At 40.7% G+C, this 24202-nt stretch carries 22 protein-coding genes; 16 read left to right on the top strand and 6 right to left on the bottom strand.

Annotated elements, in window-relative coordinates; translation table 11 throughout:
• The first annotated feature begins 309 nt into the window (after window positions 1-309).
• From SLS51_RS16440 to SLS51_RS16420, 5 genes are all read left to right on the top strand, one after another.
• The gene (locus SLS51_RS16440; RefSeq protein ID WP_323839741.1) at window positions 310-642 is read left to right on the top strand and encodes a YqcC family protein; all 333 of its coding nucleotides are present in this window, start codon (window positions 310-312) and stop codon (window positions 640-642) included.
• Window position 643: 1 nt separating this feature from the next.
• A complete protein-coding gene (truC, locus tag SLS51_RS16435) occupies window positions 644-1390 on the top strand; it encodes a tRNA pseudouridine(65) synthase TruC (protein ID WP_323839740.1) in 747 nt (248 codons plus the stop codon).
• Window positions 1391-2184: 794 nt separating this feature from the next.
• Complete coding sequence (locus SLS51_RS16430; protein WP_323839739.1) at window positions 2185-3156, top strand: Fe(II)-2OG oxygenase family protein; 972 nt, start codon at window positions 2185-2187, stop codon at window positions 3154-3156.
• 9 nt (window positions 3157-3165) lie between these two features.
• Entirely contained in the window at window positions 3166-4026 is an 861-nt protein-coding gene (murI, locus tag SLS51_RS16425; RefSeq protein ID WP_323839738.1) for a glutamate racemase, read from the top strand.
• Between the two features lie 23 nt (window positions 4027-4049).
• Complete coding sequence (locus SLS51_RS16420; protein ID WP_323839737.1) at window positions 4050-5261, top strand: MFS transporter; 1212 nt, start codon at window positions 4050-4052, stop codon at window positions 5259-5261.
• Window positions 5262-5668: 407 nt separating this feature from the next.
• On the opposite strand, the gene SLS51_RS16415 is transcribed toward SLS51_RS16420, so the two are convergent.
• Window positions 5669-5998: a hypothetical protein gene (locus SLS51_RS16415; protein ID WP_323839736.1), complete on the bottom strand. Its 330-nt coding sequence runs from the start codon at window positions 5996-5998 to the stop codon at window positions 5669-5671.
• Between the two features lie 102 nt (window positions 5999-6100).
• Window positions 6101-6835, bottom strand: coding sequence for a hypothetical protein (locus SLS51_RS16410; protein WP_323839735.1), 735 nt, complete (start codon window positions 6833-6835; stop codon window positions 6101-6103).
• Between the two features lie 365 nt (window positions 6836-7200).
• Between SLS51_RS16410 and SLS51_RS16405 the strand changes: the two genes are divergently transcribed.
• Window positions 7201-7650: a flavodoxin gene (locus SLS51_RS16405; protein ID WP_323839734.1), complete on the top strand. Its 450-nt coding sequence runs from the start codon at window positions 7201-7203 to the stop codon at window positions 7648-7650.
• Window positions 7651-7707: 57 nt separating this feature from the next.
• On the opposite strand, the gene SLS51_RS16400 is transcribed toward SLS51_RS16405, so the two are convergent.
• The 4 genes from SLS51_RS16400 to map all read right to left on the bottom strand — a co-directional run bounded on the left by SLS51_RS16400 (window position 7708) and on the right by map (window position 12887).
• Window positions 7708-8094, bottom strand: coding sequence for a DUF3461 family protein (locus tag SLS51_RS16400; protein ID WP_011145044.1), 387 nt, complete (start codon window positions 8092-8094; stop codon window positions 7708-7710).
• 214 nt (window positions 8095-8308) lie between these two features.
• Window positions 8309-9133: a 2,3,4,5-tetrahydropyridine-2,6-dicarboxylate N-succinyltransferase gene (gene dapD / locus SLS51_RS16395; RefSeq protein WP_323839733.1), complete on the bottom strand. Its 825-nt coding sequence runs from the start codon at window positions 9131-9133 to the stop codon at window positions 8309-8311.
• Window positions 9134-9304: 171 nt separating this feature from the next.
• Window positions 9305-11953 carry a bifunctional uridylyltransferase/uridylyl-removing protein GlnD gene (gene glnD / locus SLS51_RS16390; protein WP_323839732.1) on the bottom strand — a complete coding sequence of 883 codons (2649 nt, stop codon included), beginning with the start codon at window positions 11951-11953 and terminating at the stop codon, window positions 9305-9307.
• A 136-nt stretch (window positions 11954-12089) separates the two neighbouring features.
• Complete coding sequence (gene map / locus SLS51_RS16385; RefSeq protein WP_323839731.1) at window positions 12090-12887, bottom strand: type I methionyl aminopeptidase; 798 nt, start codon at window positions 12885-12887, stop codon at window positions 12090-12092.
• Between the two features lie 430 nt (window positions 12888-13317).
• On the opposite strand from map, the gene rpsB reads away from it, so the two are divergent.
• The 10 genes from rpsB to skp all read left to right on the top strand — a co-directional run bounded on the left by rpsB (window position 13318) and on the right by skp (window position 24199).
• The gene (rpsB, locus tag SLS51_RS16380) at window positions 13318-14043 is read left to right on the top strand and encodes a 30S ribosomal protein S2 (RefSeq protein WP_323839730.1); all 726 of its coding nucleotides are present in this window, start codon (window positions 13318-13320) and stop codon (window positions 14041-14043) included.
• 150 nt (window positions 14044-14193) lie between these two features.
• Complete coding sequence (tsf, locus tag SLS51_RS16375; RefSeq protein WP_323839729.1) at window positions 14194-15045, top strand: translation elongation factor Ts; 852 nt, start codon at window positions 14194-14196, stop codon at window positions 15043-15045.
• A 154-nt stretch (window positions 15046-15199) separates the two neighbouring features.
• Window positions 15200-15928 carry a UMP kinase gene (gene pyrH, locus SLS51_RS16370; RefSeq protein ID WP_011145050.1) on the top strand — a complete coding sequence of 243 codons (729 nt, stop codon included), beginning with the start codon at window positions 15200-15202 and terminating at the stop codon, window positions 15926-15928.
• Window positions 15929-16046: 118 nt separating this feature from the next.
• Complete coding sequence (gene frr / locus SLS51_RS16365; protein WP_323839728.1) at window positions 16047-16604, top strand: ribosome recycling factor; 558 nt, start codon at window positions 16047-16049, stop codon at window positions 16602-16604.
• 141 nt (window positions 16605-16745) lie between these two features.
• A complete protein-coding gene (gene ispC, locus SLS51_RS16360; RefSeq protein WP_323839727.1) occupies window positions 16746-17942 on the top strand; it encodes a 1-deoxy-D-xylulose-5-phosphate reductoisomerase in 1197 nt (398 codons plus the stop codon).
• 283 nt (window positions 17943-18225) lie between these two features.
• Window positions 18226-18921 (top strand): (2E,6E)-farnesyl-diphosphate-specific ditrans,polycis-undecaprenyl-diphosphate synthase, encoded by a 696-nt coding sequence (gene ispU, locus SLS51_RS16355; RefSeq protein WP_439126890.1) that lies wholly within the window; start codon window positions 18226-18228, stop codon window positions 18919-18921.
• 9 nt (window positions 18922-18930) lie between these two features.
• A complete protein-coding gene (cdsA, locus tag SLS51_RS16350; protein WP_323839725.1) occupies window positions 18931-19779 on the top strand; it encodes a phosphatidate cytidylyltransferase in 849 nt (282 codons plus the stop codon).
• 28 nt (window positions 19780-19807) lie between these two features.
• Window positions 19808-21163 carry a sigma E protease regulator RseP gene (gene rseP / locus SLS51_RS16345; protein WP_323839724.1) on the top strand — a complete coding sequence of 452 codons (1356 nt, stop codon included), beginning with the start codon at window positions 19808-19810 and terminating at the stop codon, window positions 21161-21163.
• A gap of 34 nt (window positions 21164-21197) precedes the next feature.
• Window positions 21198-23591, top strand: a complete 2394-nt coding sequence (bamA, locus tag SLS51_RS16340; protein WP_323839723.1) for an outer membrane protein assembly factor BamA — start codon at window positions 21198-21200, stop codon at window positions 23589-23591.
• 110 nt (window positions 23592-23701) lie between these two features.
• The gene (gene skp, locus SLS51_RS16335) at window positions 23702-24199 is read left to right on the top strand and encodes a molecular chaperone Skp (RefSeq protein WP_323839722.1); all 498 of its coding nucleotides are present in this window, start codon (window positions 23702-23704) and stop codon (window positions 24197-24199) included.
• Window positions 24200-24202 lie beyond the last annotated feature (3 nt).

Raw genomic sequence — 24202 nt, 5'->3', positions numbered from 1 at the left:
GAAAGGAATCATTGCGCACAATTTCTCAAGGATAGATGAGTGATGATGGTCAGGATGACAAATGCATAACAGGATCGTATGCAACATAAATAAAATGATGGGTAACGGATAACCAACGAGGGACAATTTGTCAAGGAGTGAGCAGGGAGCATATTATTAGCGGGATTGCTATAAAATCAACTTAAGGGGAGCGCTTATGCGCTCCCTTCTCTTTATTCGGTGGAACAAGCAAATTTTCAGCTTAAGGGGTATCGATGGTATTCTTGCTAACTTGGTTGTTTTGAGTAAAAACTGAGTCAGGCTGAAAATATGAGTACTGCAAAACAAATTCTGCATAAATTACAGTTAATTGAAGAAGCCATGAGGGAAATTGACCTGTGGCAAGTCCATCCGCCTAAACCGGAAGCTTTCGAAAGTGTTGAGCCGTTTTCCATTGATAGGATGTTAGCTGAAGAGTGGTTGCAGTGGGTATTAATTCCGAGAATGTATACATTGTTGGAGCAGGGATTGGCGTTACCTACGGCATTTGCTATCGCGCCTTACTTTGAGGAGTCTTATAAAGAAGATACTACTGGGCGTTACCAGCAACTGTTTGAACATCTTCGTGCGTTGGATCGCTTATTTATGCAGGATAACGTCTGATATGTTGGAAGTGTTATATCAGGATGATCATATTGTGGCAGTTAACAAGCCAGCGGGGTGGTTAGTTCATCGTAGCTGGTTGGCGCGCCACGAAACGGTCTTTGTTATGCAGACATTGCGTGATCAGATTGGTCAGCATGTTTTTCCTGTACACCGTCTGGATAGACCGACATCAGGCGTATTGCTGATGGCGCTTTCCAGCGATGTTGCCCGCCAGCTCTCCCAACAGTTTGAACATCATCGGTTACAAAAAACTTATCATGCTGTCGTGCGCGGTTATGTGTTGGAATCAGCTATTATTGATTACGCTCTGGTTGAGGAACTGGATAAGATCGCGGATAAATTTGCAGAGGGCGATAAAGAAGCTCAACCCAGTGTGACTTATTACCGACCACTGGCAACGGTGGAATGTCCGGTAGAGATAGGCCGTTATCCTACATCACGTTTTAGCTTGTTGGAATTGACACCGAAAACAGGTCGAAAACATCAATTAAGACGCCATATGGCACATATTCGTCACCCCATTATTGGTGATACAACACATGGCGATTTACGGCAAAACAGAGGCGTTGCTGTTCATTATCAAACCAGCCGGTTAATGCTTCATGCCAGTTATCTTGAGTTGGATCATCCTGTTACGGGGGAGAAATTATCGCTTACGGCAAAATGGGATGCATCATGGCAGCATTTAATACAACAATTTGGCTGGCAAGGTATTATCCCCGATTTGGAGTATGATAGTAATTAGCGAAAGCCGTCGTTGACTCTCTCCACCTCGCCAGTACTACAAGCAAAGCAAGCTCTCTACGGTAGTAACCTAGTCTTGTTTTGTATCCGTAAATAGATATGTTGCTGGCGTAGTAGATGGAATGTTTCACCCTGACAAAACCCGAATTACCTATTGTAAAGTGCAAAGACGAGAAACAAAAGGACGGGTATGGACACACCCGTTTCGACTTCCTTCGATATACCTTTTCAGCCGAGGCTTAGTAAAGCTACAAGAGAAACGATCTGCTCAAAGTATTATTGCGTTGAGTTAGGCGTAAATTTAAGAACCAGTCTGGTGATACTGCTGAAATTCTGGCTTGTATGTGATCTGACTTTGAATATGTTTCGTGCGGAAACAACAAAAAAGCCAGTATTCGCGGCAAACGAAAACAGGCCAACACATGAATAGCGCCTATATGGATAAGGTACTGATAGTTGGTTTTAATACGATGAGTAATAAACAAACACTCAGTTTCTACCTTGTTTAGATTAAAAGTTTCCTAGTGTAATATTACGTTAGTATTTAAATAAAAAATGCATGATTTTTTGAAAAAATGGATTTAAATATTATTTTCGTAAATATTTCGTTCGATTTGAAAAAAGATGTTTTTTCTACAACGATAATTTAAGTTTTTGAAATTTATGAATAAAATAAAATTTTGGAAATAATAAAAATGTAAATAAATGTAAAGTAAATTTTGTTTTAAACTAAAAAAATATAAATTCCCTGAACCAAATTGGTTTTTATTAAATTAACTATATTAGAGTAGGAAGATGACATATATTAAGGAAATTAAACCTGATCATAATGAAAGTAAAGTGATTAAAGGTTTAATAGATCATATTGTTTTTGATGAGAAATTAGATAATCAATATGACTTTCTAGAAAGAGCCCCAATTTTCGCACAAGAGTTGCCTCGTAGTATTAGAGAAGAGTTTTATCATTTTAAGCGGTATGAGAAATATGCTGCTATTCATGTTAAAGATAACCCTGTTTTACTTAATGGTGTTCAACCAACTCCGAGAAAATTAATAGAATTAGAAGATGGATATAAAATTAATGATGCAAAAATATTATTAGGTCTATATGGATCTTTATTGGGAGAAGGTATGGGATTTACCTCCCAACGAAATGGTAGTATATACAATAATATTATCCCTTTCGAAGAATTACAAAATGTCCCTAATTCAAGCAGTGGTTCAAATAAAGATTTTGGGTTTCATGTAGAAGATGCTTTTCACCCAGCAAGAGCTGAATTCTTGGGACTTGTCTGTATGCGAAATGAAGAAAGAGCACCAACAACAATTTCTTGTATTGACGGTATTGAACTTACTGACAAGGAAAAAGAACTGCTTTTTCAGGACAGATTTTATATTTCTCATAATCCAATTCATTCAACTTCAAATATTGTTGATGAAGAAGGCCAAGCAATATTATTTGGTGCAAAAGAAGAGCCTTATGTAAGAATTAATGCTGCTGCTTTGAACCTAGATAATAATTCGTTAGATGAAATAAAAGCAGTCAATAAGGTAATTGATTTTTTTAATAAAAATAAGGAATCAATTATTTTAAATACTTCAGATTGTATATTTGTTGATAACTTTAGATGTGTACACGCTAGGGATGCATATGAACCTTTCTTTGGAGAAAAAGCACGTTGGTTAGCAAGAGTTGTCTTTACAACTGATTTAAAGAAATCTCGAGGAATGCGAGGATCTGTTCAAAGTCGAGCTATCATTGCGTAAGAGGTTTTTATGTTAGTTGAAGATACGATTATTTTAGAAAAAAAAAATATAGAATTTTTCAATTCTAATGGTGATTCTGTAGAAAAAATAAATACCGATACCCCTAGAATATTGATTTTTGATTCGGGAGTTGGTGGTTTATCAGTATCTAAATATGTAGAGAATTTTTTTTTAGGTACTGACGTCGTTTATATTGCTGATAATAAGTTCTATCCTTATGGAAATAAGGATAGAACTTTACTACTAGAAAGAATAGAAGATTTGTTAGAGCAAGCAGTACAAGTATTTAAGCCAATTGGTTTAATTATTGCCTGTAATACAGCATCAACTTTATTGAGTAACAATTTTATAGAAAAACTAAAATTGCCTTGTATTAAAGTGCTTCCTCCTATTTTAGAAGCCTTTCAGATCTCTTCAAAAAAAAATGTTCTTCTGATTGCTACACCTAATACAATTAACAGTGAATATGTTAATAATATATGTGAAAAGTTAATTTATGATAAGTTCATCTTTAAAAAGTTAGGTTTAACAGAGCTGGTTAACTTTTCAGAGATGAAATCAAGAGGAATACTATTAAAAACCAATGACATAGAAAATTTAATACTAAAATCAATGACAAAAGAAGAGATTGATAATGTAGATGTAGTGATTTTAGGGTGCACTCACTTTCCTAATATTAAAGATGAATTAAAGTATATTTTTAAAAATGTTAATGAGTGGGTGGATCCTGCCTATGATGCCGTTAACTCCCTTTATCAAGCGATTAACCAAAGTAACTCTCAAAAGGGAATTCAGAAATTTTTATTCTTAACAGAACAAAGTAAGGCCGATAACTTTACTTTTCCATATTCATATAGTGGTTTTTTATAAAGATCTTCTAGGATAGTTAATTCGTGATAAATCAAAATATTGAAAATTATAAATGGACAGTGTTATTTATAGCTACGATAACTCAGGCATGTGCGTGTTTTTTTGTTCAAGGGATAGGTTCTATCGCTCCACTATTGCAACAACAGATGTCGTTATCTGCATTCCAAATTGGGTTACTAGTATCGTCTGCTCAACTTGCACCATTAGTTGGTTTACTAGTAGCTGGAGAATTACTTGATAGGTTTAATGAAAAGTACGTGGTAAGTATAGGTGTTTTCTTAGTTGGAATGACTCTATGTTTTACCCTATTTTTTGATAACTATTATGCGATTCTCATACTCTTATTTATTCTTGGGATTGGGTATAGTTCTGCGCAACCAGGTGGGGCCAAGTCTGTTTCTAATTGGTTTCCAAAAAGCCAGTTAGGTTTTGCTATGGGGATTAGACAAGCAGGATTACCTCTAGGAGGGGCTTTAGCAAGTTTAATCCTACCATTTTTGGCAATACGTTTTAATTGGCATTTCGCTTTCTTTGCTAGTGGATGCATTGCTATTTTTGGGGCTACACTTTTTTTTATCTTTTATAAAGATAAAGATCCGGAAGCAAAGAAAATACGGTACATTAATATTATATCGACTATCCGAAATAAAATGTTAATGGTTAAAGAGCCTGCGATGTTTAATATTATGTTGTCTGGGGCTTGTTTAACAGCCATTCAATATAGTGTGGTTATTTATCTAATTTCTTATTTTTATGAAGAACTAAAAATTTCTCCATCTATAGGTGCAACTTTATTATTCTCAGCTCTTGTTTCTGGGGTGGTAGGAAGAATAGCCTTAGCTGCTTGGAGTGATAGAACAAAAACAAATAGATATTTTCAAGTATTATGTTGCTTATTTTTCTCTTTAATTGGAATCACGATTTTATTTTTTATTAAAACTGATAGTTATTATTTTTTATTCCCATTAATGATCTTACTTGGTTTCTTTGGAGTAGGTTGGTATGGCCCTTGGGTAGCTTATATAGCAGACACAGCCCCTAAGGATAGGATGGGATTTGCTTTAGGTTTGGCTATGACTGCTAATCAAGTATCTGTGATTGTTATTGCGCCATTAGTAGGGATATTAAGAGATATTACAGGTAGTTATAACTTAAGTTGGATATTACTGATGCTTTTTACTTTCTTTGCTTTACTAACTACTTACTTTAGAAATAAAAAGGTATTAGCAAGCTAGTATAGGGTATAGTTATTGTATCTTTACTGTTTGTCATCAATGGTTGTATAAAAAGCACTTTAGGGTGCTTTTTATCCTTTATGATCACCAAACTGACCATTTGTAATAGAATATCTTTCAATTGTATGATATCTGTACCATCTTCATCACTTGATATAAAATAAATATTTTCTATAAGCATATAAATATTTAAATTTTTTAGATGATATAATTGAAGGCACTGATTGATTGTAGTCTAAAATGATGCAAAAGCATCGTTGAAGATTATGAATGTTTCTTCTATTTAAAAGAGGAAATACGGCTGTATTATTGGTCAGTGCGGCTGATTTGTATTCTGGTAAAATACCCATTATTATTATGTCTCTTCATTGATCCATAAGTGTTTTAATATAATAATTACGCTGGTTTTATTGTTTTTTAGAGTTAATAGTAAAGAGAAAAATTATCGATATAACTATTGAAGAGATAAATAATATTGTAAATCCAGCAATGATTTCTTCAATGCCAACACCTAAATAAATAGTATAAAAAAGGATGATCATAGTGATAAATACATAAATCCCTGATTGCATACCCAAAGTATAAAGAGAGTTTTTTGAATATAATCCTAGATAAGAGAAAAAAACAGGTTGCATAATAGTATTGGCTAAAAATACCATAATTGTGAATAGCAAATAGAGTATGCCAGAATTTACCATAATACTAAGCAAACAGAATCCGAGAGAAAATAATTGCATGATATTACCTATCATGATTCTTTTGGTTAAAAGTGCGGATTTCATGACTTTCATGATGCCAGTTGCACAGGGGAACCATATAATCAGTAATATGATATACATTTAAGTCATGTCAATATGTTCAAAATATTTTGTTCGCATTGCTGGCATAATCATTAGGGATAGAAAAAAGCAAACATTGATGATAACTAAACTGGAAAAGGCAAAGAAAATAACTAATTTATTGGTTGTTTTCACAGAATCTTTAATATCCTGTTTTTGTTTTTTTACATTATGGCTTTTAAAGCCAGTGAAATAGATAATTAAAGCAATAGAATAAATAAAAGCAGCAAAAAAATCTGCTGATGTACGGGAATTTAAACCTAAAAGAGAGAAAATAACGGGAATTAAAAATGGAAGGCTTAATAACGCCAGGCTTAAAATAGAAAAATCACTATTTGTTTTCTTTTCATTTCCTGCGGTTATAAGAATATTTCTTCCCATTATAACAATAAATCCACTTATTACCCCCCATAATATTCTATGCAGAGCATCCAACCAAACTGGAATAAGTGTTATCTCTCTTGCAAAGAGAATGCAGTTTATCGTTGCTAATAATAAGAAGAAGCCAAAAATATTTTTTTCAAAAAAAGCAATATTCATTTTTCGAATAAGGAAGGATATGGTCATACATCCCAGAGATAACCCTAATAAATAGGAAAAAACAGGAATATAAGCGTTTAAAATCATGCTTCCATCTTTAAGCACGGTATCTACCCAAATCATCAGGCCAGATGAGCCGGTAATATTTGCGGCACTTAATAGTATACTTAGCACAACAGCTCTATTGTTAAACATGGTGATGGTTTTCCTTATTTAGTGCTTATTTTTGCCATTCTATTAATCTCATTATGCTATTATTGATCTTGAAGAAAAGGATATAGTCATTTTTCATATTAATATCATCAACTAAAGTTGTTTAAAAAAGTGATTTTAACACTGAATTATTATTGATTAAATAACTTGATTTAAGACGACGTCTTTACGGCGGGGAGCAGTCACGATCCTGTTTACATGACAGAGTGAACTTAATAGTGGCAATATTTGATTTGATACGACGACTTAGCTGGTAAAGGTAATTATCCCTGATTTGGGAAGGGTTGAGTTTTCTGCTGTTGCCAGCGAGGATAACTAATAATTCCTTTAAAAAGAGATAATAAGTTATGGCAAAGATAGGTATTTTTGTTGGTACTGTTTATGGTAACGCGCTTGCTGTTGCAGAAGAAGCACAGCAGATCCTTGAACAACAAGGTCATGATGTAGAAGTCTTTGAAGAAGGGGAGCTGGAACAGTGGCAATCCTATCTTGATCAAATGGTTTTAGTTATCACTTCAACTACCGGGCAAGGGGATTTGCCCGATAATATTCAACCTCTTTATTATGCCTTGCGAGATGCACTGGGTTATCAGCCAGAATTACGCTATGGCGTGATCGCCTTGGGTGATAGCAGTTACGAAAATTTTTGTGGTGGTGGTCGCACTTTTGATGAGTTGCTACAAGAGCAAGGAGCAATAAGAATCGGTGAAGTTTTGATGGTGGATGCAGTGGAAGAAGCTGAACCGGAAGTTTTTGCTCAGCCTTGGATCAGGCAATGGGGAGAATTAATTGAATAATTACAATACACCGCTTATACCGAATAGGATATAAGCGGTGTAATTAATAGAACTGTTTTATTTACGGGTTAGTTTTTCCAGATCGGCTTCAATCTCAGCAATTTTGTTGGCAACAACGTGTTCAAGATGACGTAGGTCATCGAGGATTTTGTGTTTCAAATCGATTTCTACTTGGTCACGTTTGCAAATCTGATCCAACTCTTCAATCACATAACGCAGGTTGGTATTGATTTCGTTGATCTCTTTGTATCCTTGCTCTGCATTGTTTGCAGTCACAGTTTTGCGCTGGCGCGGATATTTGAATTTCACGCTTTTAGCAAAGAATTCACCTTTATCCTTACGAAAATAGATTTTCAGAATATCGTTGTTAGCTTCTTGACGCAGACTATAGCGGTCAATTTCTTCGGGATATGTGATCCCCAGACTCTTTAAGTTATCGTACATGGCACCACCTTAAGGGTATTTTTCCCAGTAGGTTATTCTATATGTCATTTTGAATCCGGATCGTCTCCGAATGCCTTACGTACTCTGTGTACGTTTCGGAGCGTGCACGTTGTCCGTATTCAGACTGCCTATATTAATAACACTAACTGAGGTCGGTAATGATGATAAAAAGCAAAAAAATAGCGGACTGATTTATTATCCGCTATTTTAAAGTTTAATCTATCGATCTGAGTAGTTCATTAATGCCCACTTTTCCTTGTGTTTTGGCATCCACTTTTTTGACAATGACAGCACAATACAGGCTGTAACTACCATCTTTTGATGGGAGGTTGCCAGAGACAACAACAGAACCCGCAGGGACTCGACCATAATGGATTTCTCCTGTTTCACGATCATAGATTTTGGTGCTTTGACCGATATAAACACCCATTGAAATCACTGAACCCTCTTCGACAATCACACCTTCTACAATTTCAGAACGGGCACCAATAAAGCAGTTGTCTTCAATGATGGTTGGGTTCGCTTGCAATGGTTCTAATACGCCGCCGATGCCGACACCACCAGATAAATGGACATTTTTACCAATTTGGGCACAGGAGCCGACGGTTGTCCAAGTATCTACCATTGTTCCTTCATCAACATAAGCGCCGATGTTGACATAGGAAGGCATCAGTACGCAGTTACGGGCAATAAAGGCCCCTTGACGTGCTGCCGCAGGAGGCACTACACGAAAGCCCTCTTTTTCAAATCTTGCCTGATCATAGTCAGAAAATTTCATCGGAACTTTATCGAAATAACGGCTTTCTGTGCCATCAATGATCTGATTTTCATTAATACGGAAAGAGAGCAGTACAGCCATTTTTAGCCATTGATGAGTGACCCACTGACCGTCAATTTTCTCTGCAACGCGCAGTTTTCCACGATCCAGCAGGTTGATGACTTGAGTAACAGCATCACGTGTTTCATGGTTGACTGTTGCTGGAGTAAGCGTTGCGCGGTTTTCAAATGCACTTTCGATAATGGATTGTAATTGCTGCATTGCATCGGTTCCTTGGTTATCGTCCGAATCATGGGCTTATACCCGTCATCTTTCAAGTTGCCTCTTTGTTGGCTGCACTCACTCACCCCGGTCACATCGTTCTCTATGCTCCCGGGGATTCGCTCCCTTGCCGCCGCGATGCATCTTGAAATCCATAGGGTATATATTGAGTTATATTTTATCCTTTGGATTTAGGGTTGCTGTCAACCTTTCTGATAATTCTTCTCTGACTTTTTTATTTAATGCTTTATGGTCCTTATCCGCCAGAACGAAAAAATCTTCGACACGTTCACCGATGGTGGTGATATGTGCACCATGCAGTGAAACCCCCATTTCGGCGAAAATATTACCGACCCTTGCCAGCAACCCCGGCTGATCCAGGGCAAATAGTTCCATATAGGTTCGTCGTTCGTTATGGGTAGGTAAGAAGGTGACTTTTGTTGGTACGTTGAAGTGACGCAGTTTGGTTGACAATTTTCGTGTTTTCGGTGTTTTGGTATGGGGAGCCAGAACAACTTGTAAAAGTGCGTTACGTATTATTTCATGGCGATCTGATGCTAAAGGATGACCATTGGGTTCCAGTACCACGAAAGTGTCCATTGTCATACCATCACGATTGGTAAAGATCTGAGCATGATGAACACTCAGGTTACGTCTATCCAGTTCGCCGACAACCGCCGCAAACAGGGAAGGACGATCTACGCTCCAGATAAAAATTTCTGTACCGCCGCGGGTTGGCTTGGTACTTATCAGGATCAGTGACTCTTGAGAATCATGTTGCACGAGATGATGGGCGTGCCAGGAAAGTTGTTTTGGCGTATGGCGAAGAAAATAATCTGCATGACAACGACTCCAAAGCTGATGAAGTTTCTGTTCGTTAATATTATCCTGGCGCAACAGAGCAAGTGCCTGAAAACGGTTATGACGGATGCGTTCCCGAAAATCTGGCGTATTTCCCTGGCGCAATTGATTCTCTGTAGAGAAATAGAGTTCCCGTAACAAACTCTGCTTCCAACTATTCCATAGGTTGACATTGGTGGCGCAGATATCAGCGACTGTCAGGCAGATCAGGTAACGTAACCGGGTTTCATTGAGGATTTGATGGGTAAATTGCTTGATGATTTCTGGGTCTTGAATATCTCGCCGTTGAGCTGTGACTGACATTAATAGATGATGACGAACTAGCCAGGCTACCAAATCAGCTTCTCGTGAGTTAAGCCCATGTTGCAGTGAAAACGCTAGCGCATCGTCAGCGCCAAGTTCAGAATGGTCGCCGGTACGCCCTTTGGCGATATCATGAAATAGTGCAGCAAGATGTAGAAGCTCTGGTTGAGGCAGACGAGGGTATAGCTCAACACAGAGTGGATGGGCTGGACGATTATTCTCATCGGCAAAACTTTCCAGTTTTCTCAGTACGCGGATAGTGTGTTCATCGACGGTATAGGCGTGAAACAGATCAAACTGCATCTGACCGACGATATTGCCCCAAAGCGGTGTGTAAGCGCCAAGGACACTGTGACGATGCATGGGCACAAATGCGCTTTCAACCGCCCTTGGGTGACGTAGGATATCCATAAAGATTTGGCGAGCTTCCGGTAATTCACATAATGGCTGAGACAGGTTGCGGCGTGCATAACGGAGGTGGCGTAATGTAGTAGAATAAATACCTTGAACTTCTTCATGTTCCGCCATGCGATAAAACATGCGCATAATAGCTGCGGGTTCTTTGATAAACAGGGTTTCATCGATGAGATCAATAAGTTGCCCCCGTAGCTGAAATTCACTATCCAGCGAGCGGGATTTTTCATTGGTTTCCAATGCCAGAATGGCTTCATCAAACAGTTGCAGTAGCATATTGTTAAGTTCGCTAACGCGGCGTGTCATCCGGTAGAAATCTTTCATCATTCGTTCTACCGGTTGATTACGTTCTCCGCGATAGCCTAGTAATTGAGCAATACTGAACTGGCGATCAAATAACAGGCGATTATCATAACGATTGACTACCAGATGAAGAGCAAAGCGGATACGCCAGAGGAAGCTTTGGCATTCATTTAATTCATTACGTTCTTCTACTGTCAGGAAACCAAAGTCGACCATTTCATCTATGGAGGTTGCACCAAAATGGCGGCGGGCAACCCATAGCAAGGTATGAATGTCTCGCAATCCTCCGGGGCTGCTTTTGATATCAGGTTCCAGGTTATAACTGGTGCTGTGATAGCGCTGATGGCGTTCGTGTTGTTCGACAATTTTGGCATCAAAGAATTCAGTGGAAGGCCAAAAACTATCACTGAAGGTATGTCGCTGTAATTGAAGAAAAATGGAGGGATCGCCACAAATTAACCGTGATTCGATTAAATTTGTCGCAATAGTCAGATCTGATAACCCTTCCAGCAAACACTCTTCAAGTGTGCGAACACTGTGGCCGACTTCTAGTCGGATATCCCATAGTAAAGTGATAAATTGCCCGACATTCTGAGCTTGAGGCGGTGTGAGTGGTTGTTCACTGAGTATCAGCACGTCAATGTCAGATAGCGGATGCAGTTCCCGCCGGCCATATCCGCCGACGGCAATCAATGAAAGTGATGAAATTTTATCAAATCCATAGGCATACCATAATTGCTGTAACAACTGGTCTATGTAATCACTGCGTGCAGAAATCAAGGCTTCTGCGGAAATACCCGCTTTAAATGCATGTTCCAGCCAAAGCTGAAATTCTTCGAGGTGCTGTTTCAACACGGGGTAGCGAAGATCTTCACTAGAAAAATCAGCGGGAGAAAGTGGTGGAATAGGGGCTTGAATTGTGGCGATATCTGCTGACATAAGTATAAACCTATGAGAAAGGCGAATCATAACAGTCAGATTACTGAGAAAGTAGGGTGTTGAACAAGGAGATATTGCGAGAGGAGATTAGGAGCCTTGTATGATTTCAACAAGGCTTCATCGTTTACTGTTTTAATTATTCATTTACTAATACTGAAGAAAGCGTTGGCTCTTCTTCTTTACGCAATGTCATGATTTCGCAGCCGTTATCAGTAACAACAATCGTATGTTCATACTGTGCAGACAGGCTGCGGTCCTTGGTTTTGACTGTCCAGCCATCTTTCATGGTACGGATGTGGTAGTCACCGGTGTTAACCATTGGCTCAATAGTGAAAGCCATCCCTTTTTGCAGAACAACACCACTATCATCTGCATCATAGTGCAGTACTTGTGGTTCCTCGTGGAAGCCTGCGCCGATGCCGTGACCGCAATATTCACGGACCACAGAAAAATCGTTGGCTTCAACAAATTGTTGGATGGCTCTACCAAGGGTGCGCAGACGAATGCCGGGTTTCACCATTTTCAAGGCTAGATAGAGGCTTTCCTGAGTGATGCGACACAGGCGCTCACCCTGAATGGTTGGTTTACCAACTATGAACATTTTTGATGTATCACCGTGGAAGCCCTCTTTGATGACAGTCACATCGATATTAACAATATCGCCATCTTTCAAGGTCTTATCATCACTTGGGATACCATGACACACTACGTCATTAACAGAGATACAAACAGATTTTGGGAAACCGTGATAGCCAAGGCAGGCAGAGACAGCCTGTTGTTTATTGGTAATGTGATCGTGACAGATACGATCTAATTCACCTGTTGTTACACCGGGTTTGACGTAAGGTTCAATAATTTCCAATACTTCTGCCGCCAGTCGACCGGCGACGCGCATTTTTTCAATATCTTCAGAGGTTTTAATTGAGATTGCCATGAAACTTGTCCATTCAAAGCCAGCGAATCTGCTGGTTGTCTGTTTTTCAACAAGGAAAAAATTATTGAACTAATGGTATCAGCCTACAGAATATCTGCCAATAACAGTTGGCAGCCCTATTTCCCTCGTTACCTTTATTTACCCATCAAGAATACCGTTCGTAACCGGGCTTTTCTTTTCACATTGAGCTATCAGAAAATGGCAACAAAGGTTGGTGTCTTAGGCGGGTTTATGGTATAAAGCGCGCCGGCGTTCTGTGTATTTGTCACTGAGGCAAAACAGAGTGGCGTTAAATATACTCACTGTGTAATAACACACACGGGTCGGCACATACACCGGGGTGCTCTCATGCAAAACATGCAGCTAAAGAGTCGGTGTTATGGGGCTCGTGGAGGCATAACCCCAACTTAATATTTTACAGAGGTTTACAATGGCAACTGTTTCCATGCGCGATATGCTGCAAGCGGGCGTTCACTTCGGTCACCAGACTCGTTACTGGAACCCAAAAATGAAACCATTCATCTTTGGTGCTCGTAACAAAGTGCATATCATCAACCTGGAAAAAACTGTTCCAATGTTCAACGATGCGTTAGCTGAATTGAACAAAATTGCTTCACGCAAAGGCAAAATTCTGTTTGTTGGTACTAAGCGTGCTGCGAGCGAAGCGGTTAAAGAATCAGCTCAGAACTGTGATCAATTCTTCGTTAATCACCGTTGGTTGGGCGGTATGCTGACTAACTGGAAAACCGTTCGTCAATCCATCAAACGTTTGAAAGATTTAGAAGCACAGTCTCAGGACGGTACTTTTGACAAACTGACCAAGAAAGAAGCGTTAATTCGTTCTCGTGAACTTGGTAAGTTAGAAAATAGTCTGGGCGGTATCAAAGATATGGGCGGCTTACCTGATGCTCTGTTTGTTATCGATGCTGAACATGAACACATTGCTATCAAAGAAGCAAACAATCTGGGTATCCCAGTATTCGCTGTTGTTGATACTAACTCTGATCCAGATGGTGTTGATTTCATCATCCCTGGTAATGATGACGCAATTCGTGCAGTAAAACTGTATCTAGGTGCTGTTGCTACTGCTGTTCGTGAAGGTCGTTCTCAAGATCTGGCTGTTCAGGCAGAAGAAAGCTTTGTAGAAGCTGAATAATAAGGCAAGCTCATTATTGAGCCCTTATTAACCAGGTATTGAAATATATTGGTTAGGGGGGCCTGTTATGGCCCCCTTTTACGTATCTGATATAAGCACTATCCATGCGGAATACTCTCTTCCTGCGGGATACATCGAGGAATAAAACAAATGTCTGGAATTACCGCTGCTTTGGTAAAAGAACTGCGTGAGCGTACTGGCGCAGGTATGATGGAATGTAAAAAAGCGCTGGTTGAAGCTAATGGTGATATCGAATTAGCGATTGACAACATGCGTAAATCAGGTCAAGCGAAAGCGGCTAAGAAAGCCGGCCGTGTTGCTGCTGAAGGTATCATCCTGGCGGAAGTGGCTGCTGATGGCAAATTCGGTGTTCTGGTTGAGCTGAACTGTGAAACTGACTTTGTTGCCAAAGATGCGGGTTTTATCGCTTTCGGTAAAGAAGTTATGGCAACAGTATTGGCTGATAAAATCTCTGATATTGAAATTCTGAAAGCTAAGTTTGAAGAGCAACGTACTACACTGGTTGCTAAAATCGGTGAAAACATTAACATTCGTCGCGTTTCTGTATTAGAAGGTGAACAACTGGGTACTTACCTGCATGGTGCACGTATCGGTGTTCTGGTTGCGGCTGAAGGCGCTAATGAAGAGCTGATTAAGCATGTGGCTATGCACATCGCTGCAAGCAAGCCAGAATATGTTAACCCAAGTGATGTACCGGCTGATGTTGTTGATCGTGAGCACCAAATCCAACTGGATATCGCAATGCAGTCTGGTAAGCCACGCGAAATCGCAGAGAAAATGGTTTCTGGCCGTATGAATAAATTCACCGGTGAGATTTCTCTGACAGGTCAGAATTTCGTGATGGATCCAAGCAAAACAGTTGGCGATCTGTTGAAAGAAAACAATGCTACAGTGACCAGTTTCATCCGTTATGAAGTGGGTGAAGGTATTGAGAAAGTTGAGACTGATTTCGCAGCAGAAGTTGCTGCAATGAGTAAATAGTCTTAATTTTTACAAACAGGGCCGCCAAATGGCGGTTCTGTTTTATCTAATCTAAACCGCCTATCCCAGTAGGTGTTGAGTTTTTGCATCTGGCCAGAATGGCCCGGATGTATGTAAATCCCCCAATATACTTTTCTGCTTAGGACAGAACATCATGGCAACCAATGCAAAACCCGTATATCAGCGTATCCTGCTTAAACTCAGTGGAGAAGCCCTGCAAGGTGCAGAAGGTTTTGGTATAGATGCCAGCGTGTTAGATCGCATGGCTCAGGAGGTCAAAGAACTGGTTGAGTTAGGCGTAGAAGTCGGTGTCGTCATTGGCGGTGGTAATCTGTTTCGTGGTGCTGGCTTGGCAGAAGCAGGGATGAACCGTGTAGTCGGCGACCACATGGGCATGTTGGCAACAGTGATGAATGGTCTGGCAATGCGGGATGCATTACATCGCGCCTATGTGAACGCCCGTCTAATGTCTGCGATTCCTTTAAATGGCGTTTGCGATAACTATAGTTGGGCAGAAGCAATTAGTTTATTACGTCATGGTCGTGTTGTTATTTTCTCTGCGGGTACCGGCAATCCGTTCTTTACTACAGATTCGGCAGCGTGTTTGCGTGGTATTGAGATTGAAGCAGATGTTGTGCTAAAAGCAACTAAAGTAGATGGTGTTTACTCGGCTGATCCGGCTAAAGATTCGGAAGCGGTATTGTTCGATAAGCTCTCTTATCAGCAGGTATTAGAGCGTGAATTGAAAGTGATGGATTTGGCGGCATTCACGTTGGCTCGTGATCACAGCTTACCCATTCGTGTATTTAACATGAATAAGCCGGGAGCGTTGCGTCGTGTGGTCATGGGGGAAAATGAAGGCACCCTGATTTTTCACGAGTAATGTTCAAAGACACCAGAGGTGTTTGGCGGTATGATGAGTCGCCTGATACGCCAAATTTAACAAACATGGCCATAATAGCTTATGGCTTTAAAACAACCAGTTCCCAAGGGTTTGTAACGTGATTAATGAAATCAAAAAAGACGCACAAGACCGTATGGAAAAGAGCGTCGAAGCACTTAAAAACCAAATCAGTAAGGTTCGTACTGGCCGAGCTTCTCCTAGTCTGCTGGATGGTATCATTGTTGAGTATTATGGTGCACCAACGCCTTTGCGTCAGCTTGCTAACGTCATCGCTGAGGATGCACGTACCTTGGCTATCACGGTATTTGATCGTACTATGACGCCGGCGATTGAAAAGGCAATCATGGCTTCTGATTTAGGGCTGAATCCATCTTCTGCGGGGACAACAATCCGTGTTCCTTTGCCACCATTGACAGAAGAGCGCCGTAAGGATCTGATTAAGGTAGTTCGTGGCGAAGCTGAGCAGGGGCGTGTCTCTGTGCGTAATATTCGTCGTGACGCTAACGACAAAATCAAAGCACTGCTGAAAGACAAAGAGATCAGTGAAGATGATGAGCGTCGTGCGCAGGATGATATTCAAAAGCTGACGGATAATTTCATCAAAAAAGTTGATGAAGCTTTAACGAAGAAAGAAGAAGAACTGATGGAGTTCTAATCTCTTTCATGAGATACATCAAGCGCTGCTGTCGTGCGGCGCTATTTTTATTCGGCATTTCTCTGAAGTCATGGGCGTTCATAGCCAGGCAAATCAGACAAGTATCAATACACATCAAATAAAACAATTCAGAGCATCAGTATGAAAAGGTTGACCATCCTTGGTTCCACAGGTTCCGTGGGCAAAAGTACACTTACTGTAGTTCGCAATAATCCTGATAAATTCAAAGTAACAGCGCTTGCCGCTGGAAAAAATATCCAGGTTATGACTGAGCAATGTCTGGAGTTTCGGCCTCAATATGTTGCAATGGCGGACGAAGTTTCTGCAAAAGAGTTGCGTCAGTTGCTTATTGAACAAGGTTGTAAAACCGAGGTATTTTTCGGGGAACAGGCTGCGTGTGATTTGGCTGCTTTGAATGATATTGATCAGGTTATGTCTGGGATTGTTGGTGTGGCTGGTTTATTGCCAACACTGGCAGCCATCCGGGCGGGTAAACAGATTTTACTTGCTAATAAAGAGTCGCTGATCACCAGCGGTCGGTTTTTTATGGATGCGGTGGCGAAACATAATGCTCAATTATTACCCATTGACAGTGAGCATAATGCTATTTTCCAGAGCTTACCTGAGGTAATACAACGAAACCTTGGGCGCGGAGATCTAAAACAACATGGAATTGCTAATATCATTCTGACAGGATCTGGTGGGCCTTTTCGTCATACCCCTTTGGAGCAATTAGCTTTTGTAACACCGGACCAGGCTTGTGCTCATCCGAATTGGTCGATGGGGCGTAAGATTTCGGTAGATTCTGCGACAATGATGAATAAGGGCCTGGAATATATTGAGGCGTGTTGTCTGTTCAATGCATCTGGTGCGGAAATGGAAGTGGTAGTCCATCCTCAGTCAGTCATTCACTCTATGGTCCGTTATCAGGATGGCAGCGTTATTGCTCAATTAGGAACACCGGATATGTGTACACCAATTGCCTATGCAATGGCATACCCAAATCGTATTGCTTCTGGTGTTGAACCTCTTGATTTTTATTCTTTAGGTACACTGACGTTCTCGAAACCAGATTATGAACGGTATCCATGTTTGAAACTGGCTATTGAAGCTTGCCACGCAGGTCAGGCTGCAACGACGGCGTTGAATGCAGCGAATGAAGAAATCGTTAAGATTTTTTTACAAAATGGAATCTCTTTCACAGATATTGCAATTATAAACCGGCAGGTTGTAGAAAAACTAAATTTGCCGGAACCTCAGAGCATTGAGGAAGTCTTACAGATTGATAAGCTCGCGAGAGATTTAGCGATAAAGACTATTCGTTCATTTATCAGATAGTCTTTGATTGGCAAATGGGTATTTGTCCGCATTTTTACCTGATGGTATAGTTTGCGTATAACTGTTGGTTGATATAATTAACGGTTCAGATTTTGGAAGTTCTCTTCCAGATAATTAGGCTTTTACCCAGGCCGTGGATACCAGACACGGCTTTTTTATGTTTGGATGCCCGAACTTGTAAGAGAATTACCCTGACCAGCAAAGGATTAATTGAGTGATATTATCCAGCGATCATCATCAGAACGATTTATCGTCATTATTACCTAAACATGTTGCCATTATTATGGATGGTAACGGCCGTTGGGCAAAGAAACGAGGGAAATTAAGAGTCTTTGGTCATCGTGCAGGGATTAAAGCGGTACGTAGTGCGGTGAGTTTCTCGGCTAAACATAAAATTGAGTCACTGACGTTGTACGCTTTCAGTAGTGAAAACTGGAATCGGCCGGAACAAGAAGTCAGCTCTTTAATGGAATTATTTATTTTTGCACTAGATAGCGAAATCAAAAGTTTACATAAGCATAATATTAGATTATCTGTTATTGGTGATATCAGCCGGTTCAGTGAGCGTTTACAGGATCGAATCCATCGCTCAGTTAAGTTGACCGCTAATAATACGGGTCTGCAACTTAATATTGCTGCAAATTATGGTGGTCGTTGGGATATTGTTCAAAGTGTTCAAAAAATTGCTCAGCAGATTAAGGATAATTCCCTTGAGCCACAGGATATTACTGAAGAATTAGTTAATAATTATATGAATCTAAGCCAGCAGCCTCAGGTTGATTTGGTCATCAGAACCGGAGGTGAACATCGTATCAGTAATTTTTTGTTATGGCAGATAGCTTATGCAGAATTCTATTTTACCGATATACTCTGGCCTGATTTTGATGAAAACGTTTTTGAAGGTGCAATTAATGCCTTTGCCAAAAGAGAACGCCGGTTTGGCGGAACAATACCAGACGATGCCGATGTGGGATCATAGGAGGAACTCTTGCTGAAGTACCGCCTTATAACGGCTGTGATATTAATCCCTCTTGTAATTGCCGCTCTGTTTTTGCTGCCACCAGTAGCGTTTGGGCTGGTGATTATTGCTGTTTCAGTCCTTGCTGCATGGGAATGGGGGCAATTCGCTGGCTTATTTAGCCAAAAGAAACGGGTTATTTTGGCAGTTCTGTTTGCTATTGGTTTATTGGCTTTACAATATACTCTGCCAGATTTCACTGATTTGATTGGACAACCACAAATCACTTTTATCCTATGGGGGGGAATGATTTGGTGGATTGTCGCGACGCTTTTGGTTGTTACCTATCCTTCTTCCGCTGCAATTTGGACGAGATCCATTTTATTGCGCCTTTTGTTTGGTGTCCTGACATTAGTGCCGTTTTATTGTGGAATGATGGTGTTACGGACTCAGGGATATGATGATAATTCATATTATGGTGCATGGTGGTTACTGTATGTCATGTTGCTAGTATGGGGAGCGGATTCTGGTGCTTATCTCTTCGGACGTACTTTAGGTAAACGTAAAATGGCACCGAAAGTTTCTCCAGGAAAAACGCTGGAAGGATTAATGGGGGGGTTAATGACAGCGGCCATTATTTCATGGTTGTTTGGGGAATATGCTCCAGTACCTGCAATGCCTGAAAAACTCATGTTGTGTTCTGCTATTGTTGTTATCGCTTCTGTATTTGGTGATTTGACTGAGAGTATGTTCAAACGTGAATCGGGTATTAAGGATAGCAGCCAGCTAATTCCGGGACATGGCGGTGTTATGGATCGTATTGATAGCCTGACGGCTGCGATCCCTGTTTTTACTGGCCTAATATTGCTGGTATTTTGATCTCTATGTTTGACGGCGTTTGAAGAATATGATGGGAATTCTCTGGAATTTGGCGGCTTTTATTATTGCGCTAGGGATATTGATCACTGTGCATGAGTTTGGTCATTTTTGGGTGGCCAGAAAGTGTGGTATTCACGTTGAACGTTTCTCCATTGGTTTTGGTAAAGCTCTATGGCGGCGTACAGATCGTCAAGGAACTGAATATGTTATAGCCCTTATTCCACTGGGGGGATATGTGAAAATGCTTGATGAGCGTGTTTCACCTGTTTCTCCTGAACATTGTCATATGGCATTCAATAATAAAACACTTGGTCAGCGTGCTGCGGTGGTCAGTGCCGGGCCAATTGCTAACTTTTTATTGGCGGCGGTGGTTTATTGGTTGGTGTTTATTATTGGTGTGCCGGCAATACGTCCTGTTGTTGCGGATATCAAACCAGACTCTATCGCTGCGCAAGCAAATATTTCATCAGGAATGGAACTAAAATTCATAGATGGTATCGAAACGCCTGATTGGAATGCAGTTCGTTTTGCTCTGGTAGGCAAGATAGGTGACGATAACATGACCGTTCAGGTTATTTCTCCAGGCTCATCACATCCGGTGGAGAAAATTCTGGATTTGCAGCAATGGAGCTTTGATCCGGATAAGCAGGATCCTGTGTTGTCACTAGGGATTATGCCTGTCGGTCCTCGTTTGGATTCTCTGGTGGAAAAAGTTATCCCTGGCTCCGCAGCAGAAAAAGCGGGTTTGCAAAAGGGGGATAGGATAGTTAAAGTCGGTGACCAGGAAATAGATGCTTGGCATACTTTTACATCCTTTGTCAGCAATAATCCGAATGTCCCGCTGGAACTTTCCGTGGATCGGGATGGTCATATTATTTCTCGCTCTATGACGCCGGAAGCAAGACAACAATCTGGTGGCAGGAAAGTTGGTTTTGCCGGTGTGGAACTGCGAGTTGTGCCATTAGCCGATGAATATAGAATCGTTCAGCAATATGGGCCTTTCTCTGCAATGTATCAGGCAGGAGATAAGACTTGGCAACTGATGCGATTAACTGTCAGTATGATTGGTAAGCTGATCGTTGGTGATGTGAAAATTAACAACCTGAGTGGGCCGATCTCTATCGCTAAAGGGGCGGGGGTGTCGGCAGATTCCGGCTTGGTGTATTATTTGATGTTTTTGGCGCTAATAAGTGTCAATCTTGGGGTTATTAATTTGATCCCATTACCCGTGTTAGATGGTGGACACTTGCTCTTCTTGTTTATCGAAAAGATAAAAGGTGGGCCAGTTTCCGAGCGTGTACAAGACTTCAGCTATCGCATTGGTACCATAGTACTGGTGTTATTGATGGGGCTTGCACTTTTCAATGATTTCTCCCGTTTTTAAAGCGGAAGACTAGTTAGGAAGACGCATTACAACGATGGCGATGAAAAAGTTACTCATAGCGTCGCTGCTGTTTGGCAGCGCCACTGCATACGGTGCAGACGGATTCGTAGTTCAGGACATTCATTTTGAGGGTCTTCAACGCGTCGCCGTAGGTGCAGCATTACTGAATATGCCAGTTCGCGTAGGTGATACGGTCAGCGATGAAGATATTGGTCGAACCATTCATGCACTATTTGCTACTGGTAACTTTGAAGACGTTCGTGTCCTGCGTGATGGCAATACACTTATTGTTCAGGTAAAAGAACGGCCGACTATTGCTAGCATCACTTTCTCCGGCAATAAATCGGTGAAAGATGACATGTTGAAACAAAATCTTGAGGCATCTCATGTTCGGATCGGAGAAGCCCTTGACCGCACGATGTTGTCCAATATCGAAAGAGGATTGGAGGATTTCTATTACAGTGTGGGTAAATACAACGCCAGTGTAAAAGCGGTTGTTACGCCACTTCCACGTAACCGTGTCGATTTAAAATTGGTTTTCGCTGAAGGTGTTTCGGCAAAAATCCAGCAAATTAACATTGTTGGTAATAAATCATTTTCTTCTGATGAGTTATTGAATCGTTTCCAACTTAGAGATGATGTGCCGTGGTGGAATCTGACCGCCGATCAGAAATATCAGAAACAAAAATTGACTGGTGACCTTGAAGCATTGCGCAGTTTTTACCTTGATCGCGGTTATGCCCGTTTTAACATTGATTCGACTCAGGTCAGTTTGACGCCAGATAAAAAAGGTATTTATGTCACGATAAATATAACTGAAGGTGATCAATACAAAATATCAGGTATTGACCTGAACGGTAATATGGCGGGTTATCAGTCTGAAATTACTAAACTGGCTGCCATTGAGCCTGGATCCCTGTATAACGGGACTCAGGTGACTAAAATGGAGAATGACATCAAGAATTTGCTTGGTCGCTATGGTTATGCTTACCCACGAGTGATGACGCAACCTGAAATCAATGATCAAGACAAGACAGTAAAACTGCATGTCAATATTGATGCAGGTAACCGTTTCTATGTTCGTAAAATTCGTTTCTCTGGTAATGACACGACTAAAGATTCCGTTCTGCGTCGTGAAATGCGTCAGATGGAAAGATCATGGTTAGGAAGTGATCTGATTGAACTGGGTAAAGAGCGCCTTAACCGTTTGGGTTATTTCGAAACGGTAGATGTTGAAACTCAGCGTGTACCAGGCAGCCCTGATCAGGTAGATGTTGTTTATAAAGTTAAAGAACGTAATACCGGCTCTTTGAACTTTGGTGTTGGTTTTGGTACAGAAAGTGGCGTGAGTTTCCAGATTGGTGCTCAGCAAGATAACTGGCTAGGTACAGGTAATTCTGTGGGGGTTAATGCTAGTAAGAACGATTATTCAACCTATGCAGAGCTTTCCTTCACTGATCCGTACTTCACGGTTAATGGTGTGAGTCTTGGTGGTCGGGTATTCTACAACGATTTCAGGGCTGATGATGCTGAATTATCCGGCTATACTAACCAAAGCTACGGTATAGATGGTTTCCTCGGTTTTCCGATTAATGAAAATAACTCTCTGCGTTTTGGATTAAATTATGTTCATAATTCGCTGTCTGATATGCTTCCGCAGGCTGCAATGTGGCGTTATCTGAATTCCATGGGAGAGAAACCAGATTATAAAAGTAAAGCTGAGTTCAAAGCAGATGATTTTGCTTTAAGTATGGGATGGACATATAACAACCTTGACCGTGGCTTCTTCCCAACATCCGGTGTGAAATCGACTCTGAATGGTAAAGTGACTATTCCTGGTTCGGATAACGAATTCTATAAAGTGACTTTTGATACCTCTGCGTATTATCCGATTAATGACGATCGTACTTGGGTGATTTTGGGGCGCAGTCGTTTAGGTTATGGTGATGGATTAGGTGGTAAAGAGTTACCATTCTATGAAAACTTTTATGCAGGTGGCTCCAGTACGGTTCGTGGTTTCCGTTCTAACAATATCGGTCCTAAAGCGATTTATATGAATGGAAAAGATGACCCTAAGAAAGATAGCCCATCTCGTGATGCCGTGGGGGGGAACGCAATGGCGGTAGCCAGCCTTGAGTTGATTACGCCGACGCCATTCCTTGATAGTAAGTATTTGAATTCTGTCCGAACTTCATTCTTTATTGATTCAGGTACGGTTTGGGATACCAATTGGAATGATTCTGCTGCGATGAAGAGCAGAGGTATACCTGATTACGGTAAACCAGGTAATATCCGTGTTTCGGCGGGTATTGCATTGCAATGGATGTCTCCTTTAGGTCCGCTGGTGTTCTCTTATGCTAAGCCGATCAAAGACTACGAAGGTGATAGATCGGAGCAATTCCAATTTAATATTGGCAAAACCTGGTGATAATGTGTTTTTATCTTATTATTGATAGAGCAATCTCTGAAATCGTAGGTTTCAGAGCATTAACTAAGTTTTCCAATAGGTTACAGATAGCGTGGTTTAAGGAGTTTATAGTGAAAAAATTGTTGTGTGCAGCAAGCTTTGGTATTGCATTAGCTTTCTCTGTTGGTGCTCAGGCAGCAGACAAAATTGCCGTTGTAAATGTTGGTGAGATTTTCCAGCAGCTGCCAGCCCGCGAAGCTGTTGTGAAGCAGTTAGAAAATGAGTTTAAAAACCGCGCATCTGAATTGCAACGGATGGAAACTGACTTGCAGTCCAAGATCCAAAAATTACAGCGTGATGGCTCCACTATGAAATCCAGTGAGCGTACTAATCTGGAAAAAGAGGTGATGGCTAAGCGTGAAGAATTTGCCAAAAAAGCCCAAGCTTTTGAACAAGATCATCGTCGTCGCGAGATGGAAGAACGCAACAAAATTCTAAGTCGTATTCAGGACGCAATCAAAGTCGTTGCTGGCAAAGAAGGCTATGATGTTGTTATTGATGCGAATGCTGTTGCTTATTCAGTATCTGGCAAAAATATTACTGTAAGTGTATTGAAACAGGTTAAATAATAG

Source organism: Photorhabdus africana (genome assembly GCF_035181445.1).
In the GTDB taxonomy this organism is placed as follows: Bacteria; Pseudomonadota; Gammaproteobacteria; order Enterobacterales; family Enterobacteriaceae; genus Photorhabdus; species Photorhabdus laumondii.
The sequence above is the reverse complement of the archived record's forward strand: the minus strand, read 5'-3'. Positions and strand labels throughout refer to the sequence as shown.